Annotated in this window: 23 protein-coding genes; 5 read left to right on the forward strand and 18 right to left on the reverse strand. The window is 71.1% G+C overall.

What is annotated here, in order from left to right:
• Positions 1 to 31 precede the first annotated feature (31 nt).
• The 5 genes from ABZS69_RS06275 to ABZS69_RS06295 form a co-directional block, all read right to left on the reverse strand.
• On the reverse strand, positions 32 to 907 hold the full coding sequence (locus ABZS69_RS06275) for a dihydrodipicolinate synthase family protein (protein ID WP_355367386.1): 876 nt from the start codon (positions 905 to 907) through the stop codon (positions 32 to 34).
• Positions 908 to 917: 10 nt separating this feature from the next.
• The gene (locus tag ABZS69_RS06280; RefSeq protein ID WP_355367389.1) at positions 918 to 1,784 is read right to left on the reverse strand and encodes a carbohydrate ABC transporter permease; all 867 of its coding nucleotides are present in this window, start codon (positions 1,782 to 1,784) and stop codon (positions 918 to 920) included.
• Positions 1,781 to 2,647 (reverse strand): sugar ABC transporter permease, encoded by an 867-nt coding sequence (locus ABZS69_RS06285; RefSeq protein ID WP_355367392.1) that lies wholly within the window; start codon positions 2,645 to 2,647, stop codon positions 1,781 to 1,783. Before ABZS69_RS06285 ends, ABZS69_RS06280 begins: the two co-directional genes overlap by 4 nt.
• 32 nt (positions 2,648 to 2,679) lie before the next feature.
• Positions 2,680 to 3,921 (reverse strand): sugar ABC transporter substrate-binding protein, encoded by a 1,242-nt coding sequence (locus tag ABZS69_RS06290; protein WP_355367395.1) that lies wholly within the window; start codon positions 3,919 to 3,921, stop codon positions 2,680 to 2,682.
• 87 nt (positions 3,922 to 4,008) lie between these two features.
• Positions 4,009 to 5,160, reverse strand: a complete 1,152-nt coding sequence (locus ABZS69_RS06295) for a DegT/DnrJ/EryC1/StrS family aminotransferase (protein WP_355367398.1) — start codon at positions 5,158 to 5,160, stop codon at positions 4,009 to 4,011.
• Between the two features lie 59 nt (positions 5,161 to 5,219).
• On the opposite strand from ABZS69_RS06295, the gene ABZS69_RS06300 reads away from it, so the two are divergent.
• The gene (locus tag ABZS69_RS06300) at positions 5,220 to 6,425 is read left to right on the forward strand and encodes a hypothetical protein (RefSeq protein ID WP_355367401.1); all 1,206 of its coding nucleotides are present in this window, start codon (positions 5,220 to 5,222) and stop codon (positions 6,423 to 6,425) included.
• Between the two features lie 136 nt (positions 6,426 to 6,561).
• Here ABZS69_RS06300 and ABZS69_RS06305 read toward each other — a convergent pair whose 3' ends face one another.
• From ABZS69_RS06305 to ABZS69_RS06325, 5 genes are all read right to left on the reverse strand, one after another.
• Positions 6,562 to 7,617: a dihydrodipicolinate synthase family protein gene (locus ABZS69_RS06305; protein WP_355367404.1), complete on the reverse strand. Its 1,056-nt coding sequence runs from the start codon at positions 7,615 to 7,617 to the stop codon at positions 6,562 to 6,564.
• 53 nt (positions 7,618 to 7,670) lie between these two features.
• Positions 7,671 to 8,678 carry an NAD-dependent epimerase/dehydratase family protein gene (locus ABZS69_RS06310; RefSeq protein ID WP_355367407.1) on the reverse strand — a complete coding sequence of 336 codons (1,008 nt, stop codon included), beginning with the start codon at positions 8,676 to 8,678 and terminating at the stop codon, positions 7,671 to 7,673.
• A gap of 83 nt (positions 8,679 to 8,761) precedes the next feature.
• Positions 8,762 to 9,646 carry a Gfo/Idh/MocA family oxidoreductase gene (locus ABZS69_RS06315; protein ID WP_355367410.1) on the reverse strand — a complete coding sequence of 295 codons (885 nt, stop codon included), beginning with the start codon at positions 9,644 to 9,646 and terminating at the stop codon, positions 8,762 to 8,764.
• Positions 9,647 to 9,658: 12 nt separating this feature from the next.
• Complete coding sequence (locus ABZS69_RS06320) at positions 9,659 to 11,467, reverse strand: hydantoinase B/oxoprolinase family protein (RefSeq protein ID WP_355367413.1); 1,809 nt, start codon at positions 11,465 to 11,467, stop codon at positions 9,659 to 9,661.
• Positions 11,460 to 13,460 (reverse strand): hydantoinase/oxoprolinase family protein, encoded by a 2,001-nt coding sequence (locus ABZS69_RS06325; protein WP_355367416.1) that lies wholly within the window; start codon positions 13,458 to 13,460, stop codon positions 11,460 to 11,462. The genes ABZS69_RS06320 and ABZS69_RS06325 overlap by 8 nt, the downstream gene beginning before the upstream one ends.
• Positions 13,461 to 13,582: 122 nt before the next feature.
• On the opposite strand from ABZS69_RS06325, the gene ABZS69_RS06330 reads away from it, so the two are divergent.
• Positions 13,583 to 14,254 carry a thymidine kinase gene (locus ABZS69_RS06330; RefSeq protein ID WP_355367419.1) on the forward strand — a complete coding sequence of 224 codons (672 nt, stop codon included), beginning with the start codon at positions 13,583 to 13,585 and terminating at the stop codon, positions 14,252 to 14,254.
• Here ABZS69_RS06330 and ABZS69_RS06335 read toward each other — a convergent pair.
• The 3 genes from ABZS69_RS06335 to ABZS69_RS06345 are packed head-to-tail and all read right to left on the reverse strand — an operon-like array spanning position 14,226 to position 16,248.
• Positions 14,226 to 14,630: a MarR family transcriptional regulator gene (locus ABZS69_RS06335; protein WP_355367422.1), complete on the reverse strand. Its 405-nt coding sequence runs from the start codon at positions 14,628 to 14,630 to the stop codon at positions 14,226 to 14,228. The genes ABZS69_RS06330 and ABZS69_RS06335 overlap by 29 nt on opposite strands.
• Positions 14,631 to 14,663: 33 nt before the next feature.
• Entirely contained in the window at positions 14,664 to 15,560 is an 897-nt protein-coding gene (locus ABZS69_RS06340) for a hypothetical protein (protein WP_355367425.1), read from the reverse strand.
• Positions 15,561 to 15,618: 58 nt separating this feature from the next.
• Positions 15,619 to 16,248: a carbon monoxide dehydrogenase subunit G gene (locus ABZS69_RS06345; protein WP_355367428.1), complete on the reverse strand. Its 630-nt coding sequence runs from the start codon at positions 16,246 to 16,248 to the stop codon at positions 15,619 to 15,621.
• 117 nt (positions 16,249 to 16,365) lie between these two features.
• On the opposite strand from ABZS69_RS06345, the gene ABZS69_RS06350 reads away from it, so the two are divergent.
• The 3 genes from ABZS69_RS06350 to cydB all read left to right on the forward strand — a co-directional run bounded on the left by ABZS69_RS06350 (position 16,366) and on the right by cydB (position 19,666).
• Positions 16,366 to 17,232: a polysaccharide deacetylase family protein gene (locus tag ABZS69_RS06350; protein WP_355367431.1), complete on the forward strand. Its 867-nt coding sequence runs from the start codon at positions 16,366 to 16,368 to the stop codon at positions 17,230 to 17,232.
• A 179-nt stretch (positions 17,233 to 17,411) separates the two neighbouring features.
• Entirely contained in the window at positions 17,412 to 18,758 is a 1,347-nt protein-coding gene (locus ABZS69_RS06355; protein ID WP_355367434.1) for a cytochrome ubiquinol oxidase subunit I, read from the forward strand.
• 11 nt (positions 18,759 to 18,769) lie between these two features.
• A complete protein-coding gene (gene cydB, locus ABZS69_RS06360) occupies positions 18,770 to 19,666 on the forward strand; it encodes a cytochrome d ubiquinol oxidase subunit II (protein ID WP_355367437.1) in 897 nt (298 codons plus the stop codon).
• Here the strand turns inward: cydB and ABZS69_RS06365 are convergent.
• The 5 genes from ABZS69_RS06365 to ABZS69_RS06385 are packed head-to-tail and all read right to left on the reverse strand — an operon-like array spanning position 19,663 to position 24,201.
• Positions 19,663 to 20,394, reverse strand: coding sequence for an ABC transporter ATP-binding protein (locus ABZS69_RS06365; protein ID WP_355367440.1), 732 nt, complete (start codon positions 20,392 to 20,394; stop codon positions 19,663 to 19,665). The two genes, cydB and ABZS69_RS06365, sit on opposite strands and share 4 nt — an antisense overlap.
• Positions 20,387 to 21,130: an ABC transporter ATP-binding protein gene (locus ABZS69_RS06370; RefSeq protein WP_355367443.1), complete on the reverse strand. Its 744-nt coding sequence runs from the start codon at positions 21,128 to 21,130 to the stop codon at positions 20,387 to 20,389. Before ABZS69_RS06370 ends, ABZS69_RS06365 begins: the two co-directional genes overlap by 8 nt.
• Positions 21,127 to 22,116 (reverse strand): branched-chain amino acid ABC transporter permease, encoded by a 990-nt coding sequence (locus ABZS69_RS06375; RefSeq protein WP_355367446.1) that lies wholly within the window; start codon positions 22,114 to 22,116, stop codon positions 21,127 to 21,129. The genes ABZS69_RS06370 and ABZS69_RS06375 overlap by 4 nt, the downstream gene beginning before the upstream one ends.
• Positions 22,100 to 22,981 (reverse strand): branched-chain amino acid ABC transporter permease, encoded by an 882-nt coding sequence (locus ABZS69_RS06380; RefSeq protein WP_355367449.1) that lies wholly within the window; start codon positions 22,979 to 22,981, stop codon positions 22,100 to 22,102. The genes ABZS69_RS06375 and ABZS69_RS06380 overlap by 17 nt, the downstream gene beginning before the upstream one ends.
• Positions 22,975 to 24,201 carry an amino acid ABC transporter substrate-binding protein gene (locus ABZS69_RS06385; RefSeq protein WP_355367452.1) on the reverse strand — a complete coding sequence of 409 codons (1,227 nt, stop codon included), beginning with the start codon at positions 24,199 to 24,201 and terminating at the stop codon, positions 22,975 to 22,977. Before ABZS69_RS06385 ends, ABZS69_RS06380 begins: the two co-directional genes overlap by 7 nt.
• Positions 24,202 to 24,211: the final 10 nt, after the last annotated feature.

Here is a 24,211-nt window from a genome sequence, read left to right on the forward strand (position 1 = left end):
CCGGCCGCCGAAACCACCACGGCCCGCTGATTCACCCGGCCGCGGAAACCACCACGGCCCGCTCCTCCTCCGGGAGGGGCGGGCCGTACGGGTCGTGGGCGTGCGTCCCGGGCACGCGGCCCTCGGCGGCGGCCAGCCAGAGCATGCGCTGCACGTAACCCTCCATGGGCTCGGTGAACGTCGCCCGCGCCAGCCGGTCCAGCCGCCCGGACGCCTCCTCGAACGCGCGCAGGTCCTTGCCCGCGAACGCCTCCAGGACGGCGGCGGTCACCCCGACGCCCGCCGCGGCGATGCCGACCAGGGCCGCCTCGGCGCCCCACAGCAGGGACGGGCCGAACATGCGGTCCTCCCCCGTGATCGCCAGCCGGTCCGCCTCCCTGGTCAGCGCGATGGCCCGCTGGCAGCCCATCGCGTCCGACAGCAACGCCGTCTTCAGCCCCGCGACGCCGGGATGCGCCAGCAGCTCGCGCAGCGTGCCGGCGGGGCACGGGCGGGTGTAGAGGTCGAAGGCGATCATCGGCAGCCGGGCCGCCCGCCACACCCGCTCGTGCAGCGCCACCCGGTCGCCGTCCGACGGGAAGACGAGCACGCCGTCGGCGCCCAGCTCGGCCGCCACCCGCGCCTGCGCCGCCGGGTCCTCCGCACCGCCGCCCACGCCGACCAGCACAGGAACGCCCAGGGCGACCGCGCGCTCGATGACGCCGGCGCGGACGTCCGGGGCGAGGTACGGGCCGCGGCCCGTGTGGGCGAGCACGGCCAGGCCGGTGACGCCGTCGAGCACCAGGCCGGAGAGATAGCGGGAGACCACGTCGAGGTCCACCTCGCCGGACGCGGTCATGGGGGTGGCCGCGGCGGCGATCAGCGCGCCGCCGAGGCGGTCTCGAAGGTTTCGTGCAGCGATGTCCACCCGCACGACCCTATTTCAGGCCGGTCATCGCGATGCTGTTGACCAGGTACCGCTGCAGCAGGAAGAACACCAGCAGGCACGGCAGCACCGACACGGCCGCCGAGGCCATGAGCATCGACAGCTGCAGCTCCTCGGTCCGCAGCGTGGTCAGTCCGACGGTCAGCGTACGGGTGGCGTCGCTCTGGCCGACGACCAGCGGCCACAGGAAGTCGTTCCAGTGCCACAGGAACACGAACACGCCCAGCGTCGCCAGGATCGGCTTGGTCAGCGGCACCACGATCGTCCAGTAGACCCGCCATTCGGAGGCCCCGTCGACCTTGGCCGCGTCGAACAGCTCGTCCGGCAGCCCCAGGATGAACTGCCGCATCAGGAAGACGGCCTGCGAGTTCGCCAGCGTGGGCACGATCAGGCCCCAGAACGTGTCCACCCCGCCCAGGCTGTTGACCAGCACGAACGTCGGGATGAGCGTCGCCTGGAACGGCACCATCATGGTGGCGAGGAACGTCCAGAACATGGCCTCCCGGCCGGGGAAGCGCTTCTTGGCGAACGCGTACCCGGCCATGGACGAGGTGAGCAGGATGATCACCACGGAGACCAGGGCGTAGATCAGCGAGTTGATCGTCCACGTGACGAACCCGGACGACTCGAGCACCCGCGTGATGTTGTCGAGCGTGAGCGAGTCCGGCCACCGCACCGGCACGGTCGGCCGGCCCGCCGGCGACAGCGCCACGATGAACATCGCCACGAACGGGCTGACGGTCAGCACCGACAGCACCGCGAGCAGCGCGGCCAGCGGCCACCTGCCCCGCCACCACCGGCGGCGGGCGGCGCGGACCGCCCGCACCTCGGTGACGGGCCGGGACGCGGTGATCGTCATGTGTTCCCCCGATCAAGGAAACGGCGCTGGACCAGCGACACGATCAGCACGATCGCGAACAGCACCATGCCCCACGTGGCGGCGTAGCCGAAGTCGAACGACCGGAAGCCGTGGTCGTAGATGCCGAAGATGAGCGTGTAGGTGGCCCTGGCCGGGCCGCCGCCCGTCATCACGTACACGGTGTCGAAGGTCTGGAAGGCGCTGATCGTCTCGATCACCACGACGAAGAAGATGGTGGGCTTGAGCAGCGGCAGCGTGATCCTGCGGAAGCGCTGCCACGTGCTCGCCCCGTCCACCCTGGCCGCCTCCAGGTAGGAGGACGGGATCGACTTCAGCCCGGCCAGCAGGATCAGCATCGAGTAGCCGAAGCCCTTCCACACCGACACCACGGCCAGCGCGGGCAGGACCACGGCCGTCTGCTCCAGGAACGCCACCGGGCCGAGGTCCGCCTTGGCCAGCAGGCCGTTGATCAGCCCGTCGAACTCGTAGATCCAGCGCCAGATGATGCCCGCCAGCACGAAGCTGGTGACGTACGGCAGGAACAGCATGCCGCGGAACAGCCCGCGCATGAAGACCACCTGGTTGAGCAGCAGCGCCGTGCCGAGTGCCACGAGCAGCGTGAGCGGCACGTAGATCGCCACGTACACGAGCGTGACCCGCAGGCTCAACCAGAAGTTCACGTCGTCGAGCAGCCGGGCGTAGTTGTCCGCGCCGATGAACTCCCAGTCGCCGCCGATGTTCCAGTTCGTCAGGCTCATCCCCGCCGCGCCCAGCGACGGGAAGATCCGGAAGATCAGGAAGAGCACGAGGACGGGCAGCACGAACAGCAGGCCGGTGACCGGGTCACGCAGGCGTTGGCGCACCAGGTGTTTCCTTTCTGGCGGTGTGCGGAGGCTCAGCCGGTGCCGAGCAGCTGGTTGGCCTCCTTGGCGGCCGCGTCGAGCGCGGTCTTGGCGTCCTCCTTGCCGAGCAGCGCCGCCTGGATGTGCGGCGCCAGCACGCCCATCACCTGGCGGGCCTTGGGGTGGGTGTCGCCGGGGAAGGCGTACTGCAGGGACTTGGCGAACTCCTTGGCCGTCGCCGACTGGTCGGGCACGGTCACGTCCGTGCGGGCGGGGAAGAAGCCCGACTCCTTGGCCAGCCCGGCGGACACCTCGGGCGAGGCCAGGTAGGTGGCGAGCTTCTTGGCGGCGTCCTTGTTCTCGGTGTGCTTGGCCAGCACCAGGGCGCCGGGGATGCCGAACGCGACCCGCTTGGTCCCTTCGAGCGGCAGGCCGATGCCGACGTTGTCGGCGCCGATGGCCGCGCCGAGCTGGTCGGCCATGCCGGCGGTGGCCGCGTGGTACATGGCGGTCTTGCCGGCGGCCAGCGGGCCGCCCTCGACGTCGTTGGTCTTGCTCGCGGTGTTCTCCGGCAGGCCGCCCGCGGCCTTCAGGTCGAGCAGGAGCTGCAGGCTGGCCACGCCCTCCTGGCCGTTGAAGGCGACGCTCTTGCCGTCGGCGGCGAAGACCGAGCCGCCATTGGCCCACAGGATCGGGTAGAAGCTCTGGTTCAGGCTGACGTCGGGCTTGCCCGGGTAGTCCAGCACGGCGACCTTCTTGGCGGCCAGCTTGGGCGCGGCCTCCTTCAGCTCCGCCAGCGTCTCGGGCACCTTCTCGACACCCGCGTCGGCGAACAGCTTCTTGTTGTAGATGGGCGCGGTGATCGTCTGGTAGATCGGGACGCCGTACAGCTTGCCGTTGATGGTCAGGGCAGCCAGGGAGTTGGGCAGGTAGGAGGCCTTGGCCGGGGCGACGATGTCGTCCACCGCCTCGACCGTGCCCTGCTGGGCGTACTGGGGGATCTGGTCGGGACCGAGCACCACCAGGTCGAAGCCCTTCTTCGAGACCAGTGCGGTGGTGACCTTCTCCTGGCGGCCCTCCCAGGGCTGCTGGTCGATCTTGACGTCGATCGTGGGGTTCGCGGCCTCGAAGTCCTTCTCCACCTTGCCCCAGAACGCCAGGTTCTTGGCCTGGTCCCCGATGACGGGGTACATCCAAAGGGTCACGGTGCTCTTGTCCGAGCCGCTGCTGGATCCGCACCCGGCGGCCCCGAGGCTCAGGGCGGCCGCGAGGCCGACTGCCGCTGCCTTCTTCATCGGCGGCTTCCTTTCGACTAATACCGGTCCTGACCGAAACCTAGTGAGCGCATCTTGGCCGGGTCAATCCCTGATACATGAACGTAACTACGGTCGCGCCCGAAATTTCGTCATTTCGTGGGCGATCAGGTCGACGTGTTCGGGGGTGTAGTTCTCGTTCCAGTCGATGACCAGCAGCGTACGGTCCACCATGCGCTCCGCCCGCGGGCAGGGGTTGGGCCGGTAGTCGTCGAGCGGGTAGCGGGAGGCGCCGTAGATGGCAGCCTCCCACACGGGTGCCCTGTTCAGCGGCTCGGCGAGGTAACCGGCCCGCGCGGGGATCCCGGCCGCGGCCAGGTGCGCGGCCAGCTCGGGCGCGTCGCCGTCCGGGCACACGACCGGGAACAGCCACCAGGCGTGGCCGTCCGGGCGCGGCAGGCGTACCCCTGAGAGGCCCTTCAGGGCGTCCAGGAGCCGCCCGGCGGTGCGGCGGCGGGCGGCGAGAACGCCGGGGAGCTTGGCGAACTGAGCGCGGGCCACGGCGGCCTGGAGCTCGGTCATGCGGTAGTTGAGCCCGAAGGCGGCGTGCGACCGGCCCGCCGCGCGGTCCCAGCCCTTGTCCGAGAAGAGCCGCATCCGCCTGGCCAGCTCGTCGTCGTCGGTGATCGTCACGCCGCCGTCGCCGCAGGTGATGTGCTTCCACTGCTGCAGGCTGAGGCAGCCGACCTCGCCCACCGTGCCCGCGAGCCCGCCGCCGGGCAGCTCGGTCAGCCAGGCCTGCGCGCAGTCCTCGATCAGCGTCAGGCCGTGCTCGTCGGCGAGCGCGCGCAGCTCGCCGACCCTGGCCGGCGCGCCGAACAGGTGGACCGCCATGATCGCCCTCGTACGGGGGCCGATCAGCGCGGCCACCGCGTCCGGATCGAGATTGCCGTCGGAGGGATCCACATCGGCGAAGACAGGGACGGCGTTCTGCGCCAAGATGGGGGCCACGGTCCCGAAATCCGTGATCGGCGTCGTGATGACCTCGTCTCCGGGGTCCGGCGCGGCCGCGACGACCGACAGGTGGAGGGCCGCGGTGCCGGAGCTGCAGGTGATCGCGTGGCGGGTGCCGTAGACGCGGGCGATCTCGTGCTCCAGCGCCCGCGCCTCGGTCCCCCAGACGGAGTTGAGCATGCCCGAGCGGATCACCCGCTCGGCGGCGGCCACCTCCTCGTCGCCGAGCGTACGGCCGTCCGCTTCCGCCATGGACGGGAACTTCACCGGGCACCTCACAGGATATGATTGCGGTCTTGACCGAAAATAGCGAGAGGGAGGCGTGGGTGGGAATCGTCATCGGGGTCGTCGGCCCGCACGACCTGGTCGACGACGTCGCGGCCGTCTGCGAGGAGCAGCCGGGCGTCAGCACGCTGCGCCTCGACTACGACCACGAGTCTCAGGCGCCCGCGATCGTCGAGGCGCACGCCGCCTCCGTCGAGGGGTGGTTGTTCACCGGCATAGTGCCCTACATGCTCTCGCGCGACGCCGAGGCGCTCACCCGTCCGGCGGCGTTCGTCGACTACTCGGGCGCGACGCTGCTCAGCGCCCTCGTACGCCTCCAGCACGAGGGCCAGGACATCACCCGGCTGTCGATCGACACGCTGTCGGCCGCCGACGTCCAGATCACGTTCGCCGAGGCCGGGCTGCCCACCGGCGACCTGCGCACGCTCCCGTACCGGCCGGAGATGACCTCCAAGAAGGCCGTCACCTTCCACCGGAAGGGGCCCGCGCACGCGGTGATCACCTGCCTCAGCTCCGTGCACGAGGCCCTGCGCGACGAGCGCCACGTGCTGCGCCTGGTGCCCTCCGTCCATTCGGTACGGGTGGCGCTGCGCCAGCTCATGCTGACCGCCGAGGGCCAGGCGCAGGAGGACGCCCAGATCGCGATCGGGCTCGTCGAGGTGGCCAACGAGGAGGGCCTGCTGCGCGAGGCCACGGCGCTCGGCGGCACCCTGGCGGCCTTCCGCGGCGGCACGCACCTGCTGGTCACCACCCGCGGCCCGCTCCACGACGCCACGGGCGGCTTCACCGGGCTGCCCATGCTGGCGCGGCTGGCCGGCCAGAACGACGTCGTACGCGTCGGCTTCGGCCTGGGCCGCAGCGCCGCGGAGGCCGAGAGCCTGGCCCGCCGCGCCCTGGCCAGGGCCCGCCGGATCGGCGAGGTCGCCGCGGTCCTGTCGCTGCGGGCGGACACGGACATCGTCCTGGAGTCGGTCACCCCTGCGCCCACGGGGACGCAGAACCTGCCGGTCATCGCCCGCCGCGTCGGCCTGTCGGTGCCCACGCTGGAGAAGCTCCTGGAGGCGCGGACGGCGGCGGGGGACGAGCCGCTGACGACCCGCGAGATCGCCGACCGCCTGGGCGTCCAGCAGCGCACGGCCCGCCGCATGCTGCACCGGCTGGAGCTCGCGGGCCTGGCGCAGCGCACGGGCAACCTCACCAGCGGCTCCAGCGGCCGCCCGCTGACCCTCTACCGCCTGACCCTCTGACCCCTGCCTCTCGGGCGCCTGCGCGGCGGGCATGCGCCCCGACCGGCGGCGATCGGCGCAACGCGCACGGACGTCCAGGGGCCAGGCCGGCGCAGGGGTGGCGGGTGTGGAGGTGGCGGGGTAGAGGGGCATGGGGTCAGGAGAGCCAGCGGTCGAGCCCGGCCGAGACGAAGTCGTCGTCCCGGAGCCACGGATAAGCGCCCCAGATCCGATCGATCTCCGCGAGCTGCCCCGGCGAAAGCTCCTCCTCCGGGTCGAGGCACCACCGCCCCGCCAGCAGCCCCTGCCGCCGCAGCACCTCATGGATGCCCGGAATGCACCCATGGAACCCGTTCGCGGAGTCGAAGATGGCCGCGTTGGCGTCCGTGAGGTGCCCGTCCAGGGTGAGCAGCCGCCGTACCGCCGCGTCGTCCCCGCCCCTGGCCAGCTTGGCCTCCTCCAGCAGCTCCACGGCCCGCCGCACCCACACCGCCCACTGTCCGAGCAGCCCGCCGACGAACTCGACCTCCACCTCGCGCCCGTCCACGACCACCCGGTGCGAGGTGATGAGGTCGGCCAGGATGTGGTCGTCGTTGCCCGTGTAGAGCGCCACCTCCCCGGCCCGCCCCGCCCGTACGACTCCGTGCAGCACGTCCAGCGTGCGATACCGGTCGAAGGGGGCGACCTTGATGCCCACCACGGACTCCACGGCGGCCAGCCGCGTCCAGAAGTCGCGGGACAGGGTGCGCCCGCCCACCGCGGGCTGCAGGTAGAAGCCGATCACCGGCAGCACCTCGCCCACCGCCCTGGCCCGGTCGATGAGCGCGTTCTCGTCGAGCTCGCGGTGCGGGCTGAGCAGCACCATGTGGTACCCGAGCGAGCGGGCCAGCTCCGCCTCGGCCACCGCCTGGGCGGTGGGCCCGGTCGCGCCGGCCACCAGCACCACCTCGCGCTCGACCTCCTTGGCGGTGCGGGCCGCCAGTTCGAGCACGGGCGGCAGCAGGCCGGTGCCGTGGATGGCGAACTGCGTCGTGTGCACGCCCACCGCCAGCCCGCCCGCGCCCGCCTCGACGTAGTAGCGGGTCAGCGCCCGCTGGCGGCGCTCATCCAGCTTCCTGTCCTCGGTGAGCGCGAGCGGGTGCGCCGGGATCACCAGGCCGCGCCTGAACAGGTCACGAACGGACGTCTGCGCCTGTGGAGCCGTGCTGAGCACGTGAGGTCCCCCTTGGTGTTTGTCGGTGTGGGCGAGCAGGATGCCGGAAGCGGTCAGAAACGGCCGTCACGGCGTTCGAACTTGGTGGGTTTGCCGAGCAGCGGCCCGCCGTCGACCACCCACCGCGCCGTGTGCTCGATGAGCTCGGCGGGCGTGAGCTCGGGATAGCCGAACAGGCGGTGGCAGCGGCCCGCGTTCGACAGCAGCGCGGTCGGCGCCTCCTCCCCCGTGAACACGGGCTCCTTGCCCAGCGCCGCGCCGAGGTCCTGGGCGATCCGGCGCACCGAGAGCAGCTCGGGCCCGGTCACGTTGAGGAGGTACGGCGGCGCGGAGGCCAGGGCCAGCGACCTGAGCGTGACCTCGTTCGCGTAGCCCTGCCAGACCACGTTCACCTGACCCGTCGACAGGTCGATGGGCTCGCCGGCCAGGACCTTCTGCGCCAGGTCGATGAGCACGCCGTAGCGCAGCTCGACCGCGTAGTTGAGGCGGACGAGCGACATCGGCGTGCCGTACGTCTCGGAGAAGTGCGTCAGCACCCGCTCGCGACCCAGGCAGCTCATGGCGTAGTCGCCCACGGGCCCCGTCGGGGAGTCCTCCGTGCTGCCGCCGCTCGTGACGGGGACGAGTGGGTAGACGTTCCCGGTGGACAGGGCGGCGATCCGGCTGTGCCGGAAGCGGTCGGCGACCCTCCCGGGCAGGTACGCGTTGGTGAACCAGGTGGCGTGCTCGCGCCCCTGCGTCCCGAACTTGGCGCCGACCAGGAAGACCACGTTCGGCGCGTCGGGCAGGTCGCGCAGCGCCCGCTCGTCGGCCGCGTCGGCGGCCACTACCGTCGCGCCGTCCTCGGCCAGCGACTCGGCGAGCCCCGGCTCGGAGAAGCGCGAGACCGCGATGATCCGCCGGTCCCCGTTCGTGGCGTTGAGCGCCAGCCGTACCAGGCTCGGCCCCAGCTTGCCGCCGGCGCCCAGGATCAGGATGTCGCCGTCGAGCCCCCTGAGATCGTCCACCAGCCCGGCGCCGGGCCGCGCCAGCCGCTCCTCGAGTTCCGCTGTCGTGCGCACGCGGGCATCTCCTCCGTCTGTTATTTACGGTCCAGACCGTAACTGGCACAGACTTCGGCTGTCAACGGGTAGGCACAACTGGGTCAGGCGACCTCACGGGCTGTGACCAGCACGTCGAGGATCGCCCTGGTCTGCTCCCACGGCACCGGGCTGGGCGCGCCGCGCACCATGGAGAGGAACGCGTCGATGGTCCCCTCGTACCCGAGCCCCTTGACCGGGTCGTCGCCGCTCTCGATCGCGATCGACTCGGAGCCGTCGCGCGTGTGCACGGTGACGGTGTAGTCCTCGCCCTCGGAGACGCCGATGATCTCCACCGTCCCCGTGACGCCGCTCCCCCACCGCAGGGCCATCACGCCGGTGTCCTCGGAGCGCAGGCCCTGGTAGTGCCGCTTGGCCCCGGCGGCGCCCACCAGGCGCACGTCCGGCCCCAGCAGGGCGACCAGCAGCTCGACGCCGTGGATGCCCATGGTCACCATGGTCCCGCCGCCCTCGCCGGGCGTGTCCTGCCAGGCGTTGTAGCCGTCGGCCCACAACCCCACGTCATGCCGTACGGTGGCCCGCACGGCCAGCACCTCGCCGGGATCCACCCGCACCCCGGCGAACGCGGGGGCGAAGCGCAGCACCGAGCTCGACAGCACCCGCTCGCCGATCGCCAACCGGTCGAGCGCGTCGAGCTGCGCCCGGCTGGCGGCGGCCGGTTTGTTCACGAAGCAGGGCGCGCCGGTCTCCAGGACCTGCGCCAGCGCCTCGGGCACCTGCGGGTTGGGCACGGTCAGCACCACGCCGTCGGGCCCGGTGGCCAGCGCCTCGCCGAGGCTGCCGGCCACCTTCGCCGCCGGGTGCTCGTCGGTGAAGCGCCGCAGCCGCTCGGGGTCCTGCTCCCACACCACCAGCTCCGCGTGGCGGGTCAGGGTGCGGGCGTCGGTGTACGGGTGGCTGGTGGCCAGCCCGGCCAGGACAATACGCACGACGGGATCTCCCTAAAGTTCGTCCACCTCGGCGTACGCGCGTCCGCCCGACAGCTTCGCGTACCCGGGCCCACGGTCGAAGAAGCGGCCGCCCGGAGGGCGCAGGCGGGCGCGGAGCTCGGCGGTGCCCTGTTCGTCGATGCGGTCGCCGTCCAGCACCACGCCGTAGTCCCCCAGCGCGCCCGCGATCGACACCTTCCCGTCCCGGACGTCGGCCGCCACCGCCCGGGGGTCACGGTCGTACGGGGAGCCCCATCCTCCGCCCCCGGTCGTACGGATGCGGATCAGCTCGCCGGCCTGCACCGGATGGTCGTCGACCAGCCCCTCCATCTCCTTGCCCGCGATCTCCACGCGGAACGGCCGCCCCGCGAGGCCGCCGTTCACGCCCCAGCAGGACAGGATCGAGCGGTCGGCGATCGACATGTACGAGGCGTCCCTGAGCATCCTGATGTGCTTGTCGTAGCCCAGCCCGCCCCTGAACATGCCGGGCCCGCCGGAGTCGCAGGCCAGTGCCAGCCGCTCCACCCGGAACGGCCAGCGCGCCTCGGCGAACTCCACCGGGATGTTGCGCGAGTCGGGCACCACGTGGATGGTGTCCTCGCCGTCGGCGTACCAGCGCCCGCCCGAGCCGCCGCCCAGGACCTCGCGCATCAGGTACGGCTGGTCGTCGGCGTCCGCGCCGTAGACGCCGGTGTAGCGGATGGTCTCCTGGTCGGCGGGCATGCGGCCGTTCGTGGCCTTGGCCAGCACGCCGGCCAGCACGCCGAGCAGGCGCAGGATGACGAACGTGCGGGCGTTCGTGGGGGCCGGGAAGACCGGGGTGAGCAGGGTGCCCTTCTCCGGGAAGATCATCTTGATGAGGGGCACGACGCCCTCGTTGACGTCCAGCTCGGCCATCCGCTCCGGCGTGTCGGCCAGGTTGCGCAGGATCGGGGCCAGCCACTTCTTCAGGAAGACGCCGTCGGCGTAGTCGCCCGCGTGGTTGATCGGCCCCTTGGCCTGCGGCGACGTGCCGGTGAAGTCGATCGTCAACGGCGCGTCCGAGGCGTGGTCGACCGACAAAGTGATCCGCTGGGCGTGCAGGCGGGGCTCGTCCACGCCGTCGTGCTCGGCGTAGTCCTCCCACACGTACGTCCCCTCGGGGATCTTGGCCAGCAGCTCCCTGCGGAACGTCTCGGTGGTCTTGGAGATGATCGCGTCGAAGCACTCCTCGACGGCCTGCCGGCCGTACCGGTCGAACAGCTCGCCCAGCCGCCGCGCCCCCATCAGGCACGCCGAGCACTCGGCGTCGAGGTCGCCGGCCAGGGAGTCGGGCATGCGGGAGTTGCGGGTCATGATGCGCAGCGCGGCCTCGTTGGGCACACCCTCGTCCCACAGCTTGATCGGCGGCACCATCAGGCCCTCTTCGAACACCGACCGGGCGTGCGAGGGCATGGAGCCGGGCACGGACCCGCCGATGTCGTCGTGGTGGCCGAACGCCTGCACGAACGCCACGACGGCGCCCTCGTGGAAGACGGGCACGGTCACGCACAGGTCGGGCAGGTGACCGATGCCGCCCTCGGAGAGGTAGACGTCGTTGTGGAAGTACACGTCGCCGGGCTTCATCGTCTCGACCGGGAAGTCGCGCACCACCGGCTGGACGAGCGCGCTGTAGGAGCGGCCGGTGAGCTTGCGCAGCCGTACGTCGTGGATGCCCGCGCGGAAGTCGTGCGCGTCGCGGATCATCGGCGAGCGGGCCGTGCGCGCGATGGCCGTCTCGACCTCCTTCTCGACGGAGGCCAGCGTGCCCTCGACGATCTCCACCAAGATCGGATCAGTCACGCCGTACCTCCACATTTCCGTACTCGTCCACCCGTGCGGTGAAGCCCGGGTGGATCGGGATCGTCGAGCCGTACTCCTCGATCACGGCCGGCCCGGTGACCGTGGCGCCGGGGCCCAGGGCGGAGCGCTGGTGGATCGCGGTGTCGCGGGTCTCGTCGAAATGCACCTGACGCACCGAGGGGGCGCCCTCGCCGCCCTTCTCCAGGCGGCGGACGGCCGGGCGGGTGATGGGGCCGATGCCGGAGACGCGCAGGTTCACCCATTCGACGCCGTGGCGAGGATCGTCCCGGTACGCGTACCCGTACAGCTTCTCGTGGGCCGCGTGGAAGCGGTCGACCACCTCGGCCTGCCAGTCCTCGTCGATCTCGCCCGCCGGGGCGGGCACGCGCACCTCGTACGCCTGGCCGTAGTAGCGCAGGTCGGCGCTGCGCAGGTAGACCGGGTCGTCGAAGCCCTCGCGGTCGAGCGCCTCCCCCGCCTGATGCTCCAGGTCGTGGAAGATCTCGACCGCCTTGCCGAGCGAGAGCTCGCGGGTGACGTACGTGCGGACGTAGTCGTTCTTGACGTCCACCGTCAGCAGCCCGAACGCCGAGACGTTCCCGGGGTCGCGCGGGACGATCACCGCCGGCAGCCCGAGGATGTCGATCAGCCGGCACGCCAGCAGCGGCCCGGACCCGCCGAACGTCACCAGCGGGAAGTCCCGCACGTCCAGCCCGCGCTTGACGGTGAGCTGCCTGATCGCGTTGCTCTGGTTGAACGCGCTGATCTCCAGGATTCCCGTCGCCGTGCGCTCGGGGGTGAGGCCAAGCTTGTCGGCCAGCGCCTCGATGCCGCCGCGCGCGGCGTCGGCGTCCAGCGGGATCTCGCCGCCGAGCAGGTGGGGCGGGATCCGGCCGAGGAACACATGCGCGTCCGTGACCGTCACCTCCGTCCCGCCCTTGCCGTAGCAGATGGGGCCGGGGTCGGCGCCCGCGGACCTGGGGCCGACCTTGAGCGTGCCCTCGGGCGAGATCCACGCGATCGAGCCGCCGCCCGCGCCGACGGTGATGATGTCGATCATCGGGATCTTGCACGGGTAGCGGCCCACGGAGCCCTCGGTGGTGATCGAGGGCTCGCCGTCGATCACCACGGCCACGTCGGTCGAGGTGCCGCCGCCGTCCAGCGTGATCACCGACGGGTGCCCCGCCGTCGAGGCGATGAGCGCCGCGCCGAGCGCGCCCGCCGCCGGGCCCGACAGGACGGTGGTGATCGGCTGGTTGACGACCTCGCGGGCCGACAGGATGCCGCCGTTGGACTTCATGACCGAGAACGGCTTGCCGAGACGGTTGGACAGGCTCGCGATGTAGCCGCGCATGGCGGGCTTGACGGCGGCGTCCACCAGCGTGGTGACCGAGCGCTCGTACTCGCGGTACTCGCGCAGCACGTCACTCGACAGCGAGATCACCGCGTCCGGGTGCTCGCGCCAGAGCACCTCGCGCATGCGGCGCTCGTGCTCGGGGTTGGCGTAGGAGTGCAGGAAGCAGACCCCGATCGCGGTCACGCCCTTGGCCCGGAACCAGCGGGCCACCTCCACGGCCTGCTCCTCCGAGAACGGCCACACCTCCTGGCCCAGGTGGTCGAGCCGCCCCCCGACGGTCTTCACCAGGTGCACGGGAACGATCCTGGGCGGTTTGACCCAGAAGTAGGAGTTGCCGTAGCCGTCGGGCACGCTCTGCCTGGCGATCTCCAGGACGAACTCGAAACCCTCGGTCGTGATGAACCCGAGGTTGGAGATCCGGTCCTCGAGCAGTTGGTTGGTGGCCACCGTGGTGCCGTGGACGATCGACCCGATGTCGAGCGCGCCGAGCTTCTCGATGCCCGCGACGAACCCGTCCGCCGGGTTGGCGGGCGTCGAGGGGGTCTTGGTGGTGCGGATCTCACCGGTTTCCTCGTCCACCGCGACCACGTCGGTGAAGGTTCCTCCGGTGTCCACTCCGATACGAACGCTATGCATGGCTCCTCAGCTCGACCCCTCCCGTGTTCGGCTCGCCGGTGACCACTGTTCCCCCTGCGAACTCCAGAGGAGAAATGTCCCACGAGGTCATGGAACAAGCCAAGCCACTAAGCTGGCCCCCCGTGACTGAACTGTCTGCCTTGTCTGCCGTGCCGTCTGGCGCCCGGGATGCCGTACTCAAGTTCTACTTCGGCCCCATGGACTGCGGGAAGTCCACGTTGGCGCTCCAGATGAACTACAACCACGGACGTCAGGGTAGGCGCGGCCTGGTACTGACCAAGCACGACCGCTCCGGCGGCCCCAAGGTCACCAGCCGGATCGGGCTCGGATTAGAGGCCATCGAGGTGGAGGACTCCCTCGACCTCGTGAGCCTGGTCACCGCCCACGACCGCATCGACTACCTCATCTGCGACGAGGCCTGCTTCTACACCGTCCGGCAGATCGAGCAGCTCGCGGACCTGGTGGACGACCATGGCGTGGACGTCTACGCGTTCGGGCTGGCCTCGGACTTCCGCTCGGTGATGTTCCCGGCGGCGCAGCGGCTGTTCGAGCTGGCGGACGAGGTGTGCCGGCTGCAGGTCGAGGTGCTGTGCTGGTGCGGGCGTCCCGGGCAGCTCAACGCCCGGGTGGTGGGCGGGAGCCTGGCGCGTACGGGCGAGCAGGTCGTGATCGGCGACACCGACGCCTCGCCGGTGCGCTACCAGGTGCTCTGCCGCCGCCACCACCGCTCCGGCCAGCTCGGCGAGGGCGAGAACCGGGCCGGCCTCACAGCAGGCGGTCCAGCAGGTCCCTGAACAGCCGCCGGTCCTCCTCCGGCAGGGCGGCCAGGAACTCCTCCTCCGCCACGCCCACGGCGCGGGTGGCCGCCTCCAGGACCTCGCGCCCGTGATCGGTCAGCTCCACCATGTTCTTGCGCCGGTCGCCGGGATGCGGCCGGCGCCCGACGAGTTTCTTGCGCTCCAGCCCGTCCAGCAGCGCGACCATCGTCGTGCGGTCGATGCCCAGCCGCTGGGCGGCCTCCAGCTGCGAGAGCGGCTCCGGCGTGCGGAGCACCGACAGCACCCCGAACTCACGCCCGTCGATCTCGTACGGCTCCAGCGCCGGCCCCGTCAGCTCCCCCAGGCGCAGGTTGGCGTGCTTGAGCAGGTAACCGAGGCGACGTCGCGACACGTCTCGATTGTCACACGACTCGGCGCCCACCGCTCATCCGGCGGCCAGCTCCTCCAGGCGGTAGGGAAGGTAGGCCGAGTCGTCCACGAGCGCAGAGGCGCCGCGCCACCACCCGAACCACTCCCCGCTGCGCCACATCCAGTCCACGCGCTCGATGGCGGCCACCACGTCGCCGACCGTCGCCCACCGCTCGCCGAGCTGGTCGCGGGTGGCGCCGTGCCGCACCGCCCAGGCACGCAGGACGCCCACGGCGGCCGACGGGACCTCGCGGGCGTACGGGTCGGGGTCCTCGCCGGGCAGCCGGTGCGGCCCGAGCCCGGCCGCGACCCCCCAGCTCCACTGGGCCTCGGCGGGCCGGGAGTAGCGCAGGGAGTGGAAGTCGAGGTTCGACCCGAGATCTTCGTCGGGCCTGCGGGTGACGACCGCGTCGAGCCGCCCGCCCGGGTCGAAGTGGACGACCAGCCGCTGCCCGGGCTTCACCCCGGGCGGGAGCCGGAAGCGGTCCTCGGCCTGCCAGGAGTTGAGGTCGACCTCGGCGACGGGCTTGCCCCACAGCTGGTCGGCGGCGTCGTCGGAGATCCAGGCGGCCAGCATCTCCAGCGCGGTCAGATCGGTCCACGGCTCGATCGCGACCGCCGTGCGCACCACCTCGTCGGGGGCGGGCAGCTTGCCGCCCCTGGACCGGCTCCACCACTCCTCGCCCAGCTCGCGGGTGCCGACGAGCAGCGCGGCGATGGCGGCCAGCTCGGCCGAGCGCCGGGTGAGCGCGGCGCCGAGCGCCAGCTCCAGCGTCCGCTCGGTCCGCTCGTCCCCGAACACCGGGCGCACGTCGGCCATCAGGGTCTCGGCTGTGGGGCGCTCGTCGCCCAGCAGGTTGCGAACGACTCTTCTGGCCTCGGTTCTTGCGTCTTCCGCGTGTGCCTGCCGCATACCAGCCACGCTACGCCTGGAGATCCTTTTCCGCGAGAGCCCTGACCTGAGGTCGGGGTCAGCGGCCCCGGGAGGCGCGTCCGAACAGCCAGCCCACCGCGACGCCCGCGAGCGCGATCCCCGCCCCCATCCCGAACGACGCCAGCATCACCCAGGGCCGCGTCTGCGTGCGCGGGTGGAACGTGGGAGGCCGGTCGTAGACAGGACCGGCCATCGGGCTCACCGCTCCCACCTGGGCGGGCACCTGCGCACCGGCAGCGGCGGGAGCGGGCGCCCCACGCAGGTGATCCTCGACCGCCGAGAAGAACTCCCCCGCCGTCCGCCTGGCCACCGAGCCGAGCATGCGCTGCCCGACCCCGCCGATCATCCCCCCGATCATCGCGTCGGCGTCGTAGTCGACGCGGGTCCCGCCCTCGACCTCGCTCAGCCGTACCAGGACGGTGGCGTCCACCGTCCCCGGCGCCCCCTGCCCCCGCGCCTTGAGCGTGAAGCTCTCGGGCGCCAGCGGGTCGGCCAGCGCCACCTCTCCCTGATAGACGCCCTTGATGGACGCGACGCCCGCGTTCACGGTCATCCGGTACGTGTCCGGCCCGGTCTCCTCCAGGCGCTCGCACCCCGGAATGGTGCGCACCAGCACCGCCGGATCCTGGAGCGCGGCCCACACCTGGTCCCTCTGAACGCCGATCACGGCACTACCCGCCACCTTCATGCCGCCACTCTAAGCAGCCGGGACCCCGTGGATAAGGGCAACACCTGCCAGAGGAAGCACGCGTCTTGCGGATCATGCCTGGCAAGATGGGGGCCCATGCGCGCGTTGAAGATCATGCCCCGCCCGGCCGCCGTCGCCTGCGTGCTGGCCCTCGTCGCCGCGTGCACCCCCGCCGGGACCGCGAGCGTCCGCCGGCCCGACACCACCTCCGCCCCGAGTTCCCCGAGCACGTCCGCACGACCCAAGGCCACCCGGCACGGCCCTCCGGGCGAGCAGCCGCGCAGGGGCGAGGTGCGCCCGGTCGGGCGCACCGGCGACCTGCCGCCCGTGATCAGCTCGATCCCCACCAGGCGCAAGGTCGTCTTCCTGACCATCGACGACGGCTGGGAGCAGGACCCGGGCTTCGTCAGGCAGGTACGCGACCAGCACATCCCCATCACCGCCTTCGCCATGCGCGACGCCGTGGAGGCCAAGGGCACCCCGGACCCGGCGGGCGGCCCAGGGAAATACGTAGGTGCCGGTAAATGGGGATATTTCCGGCAGCTCCGCAACGCCGACGTCGCCATCGAGAACCACACCCTCACCCACCCCAACCTCCGCCTGCTCTCCCAGGACGCCCAGCGCCGCGAGATCTGCGGCTCCTCCCAGGTCATCAGGAAGCAGGTCGGCACCAGGCCCACGCTGTTCAGGCCGCCGTTCGGCAACTACAACACCGACACGCTCAGGGCGGCCAAGAGCTGCGGCATCGACGCGGTCCTCCTGTGGACGGCCACCGTCCAGCCGGGCGGCAAGATCGCCTACCAGGTGCCCGACAAGCGCCTGCGCCCGGGCGACATCCTGCTCCTGCACTTCCGCCCCAACCTGGCCAGGGACTTCCGCATCCTGGTCGACAAGATCAAGCGCCGCGGATACGAGCTGGGCAACCTCCAGGCGTACCTGGCCGCCATGACCGTCGACCGGTAGGAGTACTCCCGGATCACCCCGGCGGCGGACGCGCCGGGCCCCGCCGGCGCGGGATCCTCGATGCGGAAACACCAACGGGGAGCGATGTGAGCAAGGTCGCATCGCGTTGCTCTACGAGTTGTAGTACTACTTCAGGTAGATGAACTACAAGCTGTAGAGCTCAGGGAGTCGGCGGGGAGATGGACGCACTTGACCTGGCACGGTGGCAGTTCGGGGTCACCACCGTGTACCACTTTCTGTTCGTGCCCCTGACCATCGGTCTGGGGATCTTCGTGGCGGGCCTGCAGACGGCCTGGCACCGCACGGGCAAAGAGCACTACCTGAAGCTCACGAAGTTCTTCGGGAAGCTGTTCCTGATCAACTTCGCCATGGGCGTGGTCACCGGCATCGTGCAGGAGTTCCAGTTCGGGATGAACTGGAGCGAGTACTCCACGTTCGTCGGCGACGTCTTCGGCGCGCCGCTGGCCATGGAGGCGCTGCTGGCCTTCTTCATGGAGTCCACGTTCCTGGGCCTGTGGATCTTCGGTTGGGAGCGGCTGCCGAAGAAGGTGCACCTGGCGTGCATCTGGGCGGCCGCCATCGGGTCCAACTTGTCGGCATATTTCATCCTTGCGGCCAACGCCTGGATGAAGCACCCCGTGGGCTATGAGGTCGTCGACGGCAAGGCCAGGATGACCGACCTGTGGGCCGTGCTGACCAACTCCACGGCGGTGGCGCAGGTGCCCCACGTGATCGGGTCGGCGTTCATCGTGGCGGGCGGTTTCGTGCTGGCCGTGAGCGGCTACTGGCTGCTCAGGACGCGCGCCCCGATGTGGCGCGGCGCCGCCCGCGCCGCCCTCGTCATGACCGCCCTGGCCGGCGTCGTCGTGGCGGGCACCGGCGACATGTCGGCCAGGCTGATGTACGAGCAGCAGCCCATGAAGCTGGCCTCCGCCGAAGGGCTGGAGCGCGACACGGCCGGCGCGGCCTTCTCCGTGGTCCCCGGCATCGAGATCCCCAAGCTCCTCAGCCTCCTGTCCGACCACGACCCCGACGCTGTCGTCCAGGGCACCGAGGACCTGCAGCGCCGCTTCGAGCAGCAGTTCGGCCCCGGCGACTACCGGCCGAACCAGCAGGTCGTGTTCTGGTCGTTCCGGGTGATGATGGGGTTCGGGATGGCCACGGTGGGCCTGTCGGTGCTGGGCCTCTGGCTGACCCGGCGCCGGCGCGAGTTCCCGGGATGGCTGTCGCGGGCGCTGCTGCTGGCGCTGCCGCTGCCGCTGGTCGCGGTGATCTCCGGGTGGCTGCTGAGCGAGATCGGCCGCCAGCCGTGGACGGTCGCGGGCGAGCTGCTCACCGCCTCCAGCGTGTCGCCGGGCGTGAGCCTGGCCGAGGTGGCCACGTCCCTGACGATCTTCACGCTCCTGTACGGCGCGCTCGCCATAGCCGAGGTCGTCCTGCTGGCCAGGCATGTCCGCAAGGGCGTCGAGGAGCCGGCGCCCACCCCCGCCGCCACCGAGCGGCGTGAGCCGTCGCTGATGTACTGAGGGAGCAGACAATGATCGAGTTGTGGTTCGCCATCATCGCCTTCCTCTGGACCGGCTACTTCGTGCTGGAGGGCTTCGACTTCGGCGTCGGCATGCTGGCGCCGCTCGTGAGCCGCAACCCCGGCGAGCAGCGGCAGAGCCTGCAGACCATCGGCCCGGTGTGGGACGGCAACGAGGTGTGGCTGATCACCGCCGTCGGCGCCATGTTCGCCGCGTTCCCCGCCTGGTACGCGGGCGTGTTCAGCGCCTTCTACCTGCCGGTGACGCTCGTCCTGGTCGGCCTGATCGTGCGCGGCGTCGGCCTGGAGTGGCGCGGCAAGGTGACCGACCCGCGCTGGTGCGACCTGGGCATCGTGGTGGGCAGCGCGCTCCCGGCGTTCCTGTGGGGGGCGGTCTTCGCCGACCTGCTGTTCGACAGCGTGCCGGCCGCCCTGCTGGGGGGCGCGTTCTCGCTGGCGGTCTGCGTCCTGCACGGTGCCGTCTTCCTGGCGCTCAAGACCACGGGCCCGGTACGCCGCCGCGCCCGCGTCGTGGCGATGGCCGCCAGCGGCGTGGCCATCCCGGTGGCCGTGGCCGCCCTGTCGGGCCTGGGCACGTTCCCCGCGCTGGCCGCCATGGCGGCGCTGGCGGCGGCCACGGCGCTCATCTGGCGCCGCCGCGAGGGCTGGGCCTTCGCGGCCACGGCGGGGGCGATCGTGCTGTCGACCCTGGCGGTCTTCATGGAGCTGCGGCTGCGCCCGCTCCCTGGCCTGACGCTGGCGGAGGCGGCCTCCGGCCCGTACACGCTGACCGTGCTGAGCTGGATCGGCCTGATCGCGCTCCCGTTCGTGCTGGTCTACCAGGGCTGGACGTACTGGGTGTTCCGCAAGCGGGTCCGGGTGGAGGGCACCCTGCTCACGCACGGCTAGGCAACCGGCGGGGCGCCGAGGTAGAGGCGGCCCAGGCGGGGGTCGCCGGCCAGCTCGCGGGCGGGGCCGGAGATGTGGACGCGGCCGAGGTCGAGCACGCACCCGACGTCGGCCATCTCCAGCGCCCTGCGCGCGTTCTGCTCCACCAGCAGCACGGCCACGCCGGTACGCCGCATCAGGTCGATCTGGTCGAAGACCACCTGCGTGTTGCGCGGGTCGAGCCCCATCGACGGCTCGTCCAGCAGCACGACGGACGGCTCCAGCATGAGCGCCCGCGCGAACTCCACCTGCTTCTGCTGCCCGCCCGACAGCAGCCCGGCCATGCTCCCCCACCGCTCGCCCACCACGGGGAACAGCTCCTTGACCGCCTCGATCCTGGCCTGGAGCTTGGCGGAGTCGCGCACGGTGAAGCCGCCGAGCCGCACGTTCTCGGCCACGGTCATCTCGCGGAACACGCTGTGCCCCTGCAGCACGTGGGCCAGCCCGAGCCCGAGCAGCCGCTGCGGCGACAGGCCCGTCACGTCCCGGCCGGCCAGCAGGACCCGCCCCGACCGGGGCGGGAGCAGCCCGCTGGCGACCTTGAGCGCGGTGGACTTGCCCGCGCCGTTGGGCCCCACCAGGCAGACGATCTCACCGGCGCGCACCGGGACGGACAGGCCGCGCAGCACCGGCGCCGCCCTGCCGTACCCGGCCTCGACGTCCTCCAGCGACAGAACGGTCTCAGACACCGAGGTACGCCTCCAGCACGCGCGGGTCGTCCCGCACCTCGGCGGGCGGCCCGGACGCGATGGGCGCCCCCCGGTCGAAGACGATCACGTGGTCGCACATGCCCATCACCATGTCCATGTTGTGCTCGACGACGAGGAACGTGCGGCCCTCGGCGTTGAGGTCGCGTACGAGCGAGACGATCCGGTCGATCAGCGCCGGGTTGACCCCGCCCGCCGGCTCGTCCAGCAGCACCAGCTCGGGCTCGGCCATGAGGACGGCGGCCAGCTCCAGCAGCTTCTGCTGGCCGTAGGACAGGTCGCGGGCCTCGGCGTCCTCCAGGTGCTCGATGCCCATGCGCCGCAGCCAGTGCCGGGCCCGCTCGACCTCGCCCCGGTCCCGCAGCCCGGCCAGCAGCTCGCGCAGGCGGGTGCGGCGGACGGCGACCAGCATGTTCTCCAGCACGGTCAGGCGCGGGAAGACGCGGCAGAGCTGGAAGGTGCGCCCGATCCCGGCGTGCGCGACGCGGTGCGGCGAGTGGCGGGTGATGTCGCGGTCGCGGTAGAGCACCCGGCCGGAGTCCGGCTTGATCATGCCGGTGACGATGTTGAAGAACGTGGTCTTGCCGGAGCCGTTGGGCCCGATCAGGCCGTTGATCCCGCCCTCCCGCAGCTCGACGCTCGCGCCGTCCACGGCGAGCACCCCGCCGAACGACTTGGTCAGTCCCTCGGTGCGCAACGAGGTCGCTGTGTCACTCATCGGGCAACCCCCTGGAGCCGCTGTTCGGCCGTCTCGTCCGGGATGGAGGGCCCGGCACGCCTCCTGGTGAGCCGGGCGAGGATGCCGTCCGGCATGAACAGCACGACCAGCACGAGCAGCAGGCCCGTCGCGGTCAGGTGGATCTGCGTCTCGCCCAGCGCGATCAGGAAGTACTCCCCCGCCGGGGCCACGATGAGCGCCCCGAGCAGCGGCCCGAACAGGTGCCCGACCCCGCCGAGCAGGCTCATCAGCACCATGTACGACCCGATGAGGATGGAGAAGACGAAGATCGGGTCGAGGCTGCCGAACCAGACCGCGTAGAGCCCGCCGGCGAGCGAGACGAAGAGGGCGGACAGGGCGAAGGCCGTCACCTTGTACGCCCCCGTCGGCACCCCCAGGGACTCGGCCTTGTCCTCGTCCTCCCTGATCGCCCGCAGGCCGGCGCCGAACCGGGAGCGCGAGACGTACCACCAGGACAGCAGCGCGAGCCCGAGCAGCGCCAGGAACAGGTAGAAGAACACGATGTGCGTCTGCCCCCGGTGCAGGTCGGGGAAGGGCGTGGGGACCTGCAGCCCGGTGGAGCCGCCGGTGAGCGAGCGCCAGCCCTGCACGACGAGGTTCATCATCGACACGAGCGCGATCGACACGATCACGAACGACGCGCCGCGCACCCGCACGGCCGCGACGCCGATGAACACGGCGAACGCCGTCACGGCCACGGCCGACAGCACCAGGGCCACGACCCACGGCACGCCCAGGCGCACGACGAGCAGGCCCGTCCCGTACGCGCCGAGGCCGAAGAACGCCGAATGGCCGAGGGAGACGTATCCGGTGAAACCGCCCAGCAGGTTCCAGGACGTGGACATGGCCGCGTACATGACGGTCAGCGCGCCCGCGTACACGAGGTAGTAGTTGGGGACCAGCCACGGGTAGGCCAGCGCCAGGCAGGCGAGCAGCAGCGGGATCCCTCTAGAAGCGATGCGCAAGCCGGCCTCCGAAGAACCCCTGGGGGCGCGCGAGCAGCGTCAGGAAGAGGAAGACGTAGAACATCATCGTGGCCCAGGTGGCGTCCACGGTCACCAGCACGAGGCCCTCGACCACGCCGAGCATGACGGCCGCCAGCGCCGCGCCGATCACGCTCCCCAGCCCGCCGACCACGATGATGGCCATGAGCTTGCCGATCCACACCCAGTGCGAGGCGGGGAAGAACGGCGTGATCAGCGCCAGCACGGTCCCGCCGACGGCCGCGGTGGCCAGGCCCACGCCGAAGCCGTAGCCGGCGACCCGCTCGGTCCGGATGCCGACCAGCCGGGCCGCCTCCCGGTGCTGGATGGTGGCCCGCAGCGCCTGCCCGAACCGGCTCTTGACCAGCACCGCGAACAGCACCACGAGGGTGAGCGCCGCGACCAGGAAGGCGATGATCCGGTCGTACGGCAGGTGCACGCCGCCGATCGTCAGCGACTTGGTCGCGTACTCCATGCTGACCGACTTGTAGGACCCGGTGTAGATCGTCCCGAGCAGTCCTTCGATGGTCAGCGCGATCCCGAACGTCAGCAGCACCGACATCATCGCCAGGTTGTCGGCGGCCAGCCGCGCGACGAGCAGCCGCTGCACAGCCACGCCCAGCACGAAGAAGAGCGGCACGGTGACGGGCAGCGCCAGGAACGGGTCCACGCCGAGCGTCGTGTGCACGGTGTAGGTCAGGTAGGCGGCCAGGAACAGGAACGCCGGGTGCGCCACCATGACCACCCGCATCACCCCGAAGTACAGCGACAGACCGGAGGCCAGCAGCGCGTAGAGGCCGCCGGTCAGCACGCCCAGGGCCAGCCCCTGCAGGAGCAGGCTCACCATTCCTTCTTCGGGTAGACGAGGTCGGCCGTCTTGGCCTGGTCGGGGAGCACGATCTCGACCTTTCCGTCGACGTACTGCTGGATCATGTGCGCCTGCTCGGGCCTGCCCTGGTCGTCGAAGGAGAGCTTCCCGACGACCGTGTCGAACGTGCCCTGCCTGATGTGGTCGGCCAGCTTGTCCTGGCACTCCTTGGTGGCGTCGACGCACTTGACCGCGTTCACGGCGGCCTCGACGACCTGGCCGACGGTGAAGCCGTTGGCGGTGTCCTCGTTCGCCTCGCCGTTGAACATCTCCTTGTGCCGCTTGATCATCTCCTGGTTGCCGGTGAAGGTGGCCGTGGCCGACCAGCCGACGGGCGAGATGATGTTCTCGGCCGCCCCCTTCACTGCGGCGGCGAACTCCGGCTCCGTCGGCCCGGTCGAGAACGCCGCCAGCTTGGGCTGCACCTTCAGCTCCTGCAGCGCGCGCACCAGGCCCACGGAGTCCTCAAACTGCGTGCCGCCCACCACGATGTCCGGCTTGGCCGCGGCGATCTTGGCGGCGATGGGCGAGAACTCGGTGGTCTCGGGCGGGTAGACCTCGTCCACGACCGTCTTGATCCCGGCCGCGGCCAGCTTGTCCCTCAGCCCGTACGCGGTGCCCTGGGCGAACGGGTCGTCCAGGCTCGCGTACGCCGCCGTCTTCGGCCGCTTGTCGGCCGGCAGCTTGAGCAGGTATTCGGCGAGATAGTTGTAGTGGTCGCTCGCGATCGCCGGCGCCGCGTAGAACAGCCGCTTGAAGCCCTGCTCGAAGACCTCCTTGGCGGCCCCGGCCGGCTCGACGAACAGCATGTTGTACGACTCCGCGACCTTCGCCGCGGGGATCACGAGCCGCGAAGAGAACGGCCCGAAGACCAGGTTGACCTTGTCCTGGGTGATGAGTGACTCGTAGTCGGAGCTGACCCGGTTGGGGTCGGAGGCGTCGTCGCGGAAGATCAGCTCGACCTTCCTGCCCAGCAGGCCGCCCTTGGCGTTCACCCGGTCGGCCCAGACCTGGTAGCCGTCCTTGATGCCGTTGCCGGGCTCGGCGAAGTCGCCGGTGAGTGGAAGGGAGATGCCGATCTTGACCGGACCCTGCTGTCCCGTCGGCTGGGCCGCCCCGGGCTCGTCGGTCTTGGCGCAGGCGGTCAGGGCCAAAGCGCAGATAGAAGTGATCGTCAGGCTCTTGAGAACTCTTGCCATCGAGGTGTCC

The organism is Nonomuraea sp. NPDC005650 (assembly GCF_040605375.1).
GTDB lineage: Bacteria > Actinomycetota > Actinomycetes > Streptosporangiales > Streptosporangiaceae > Nonomuraea.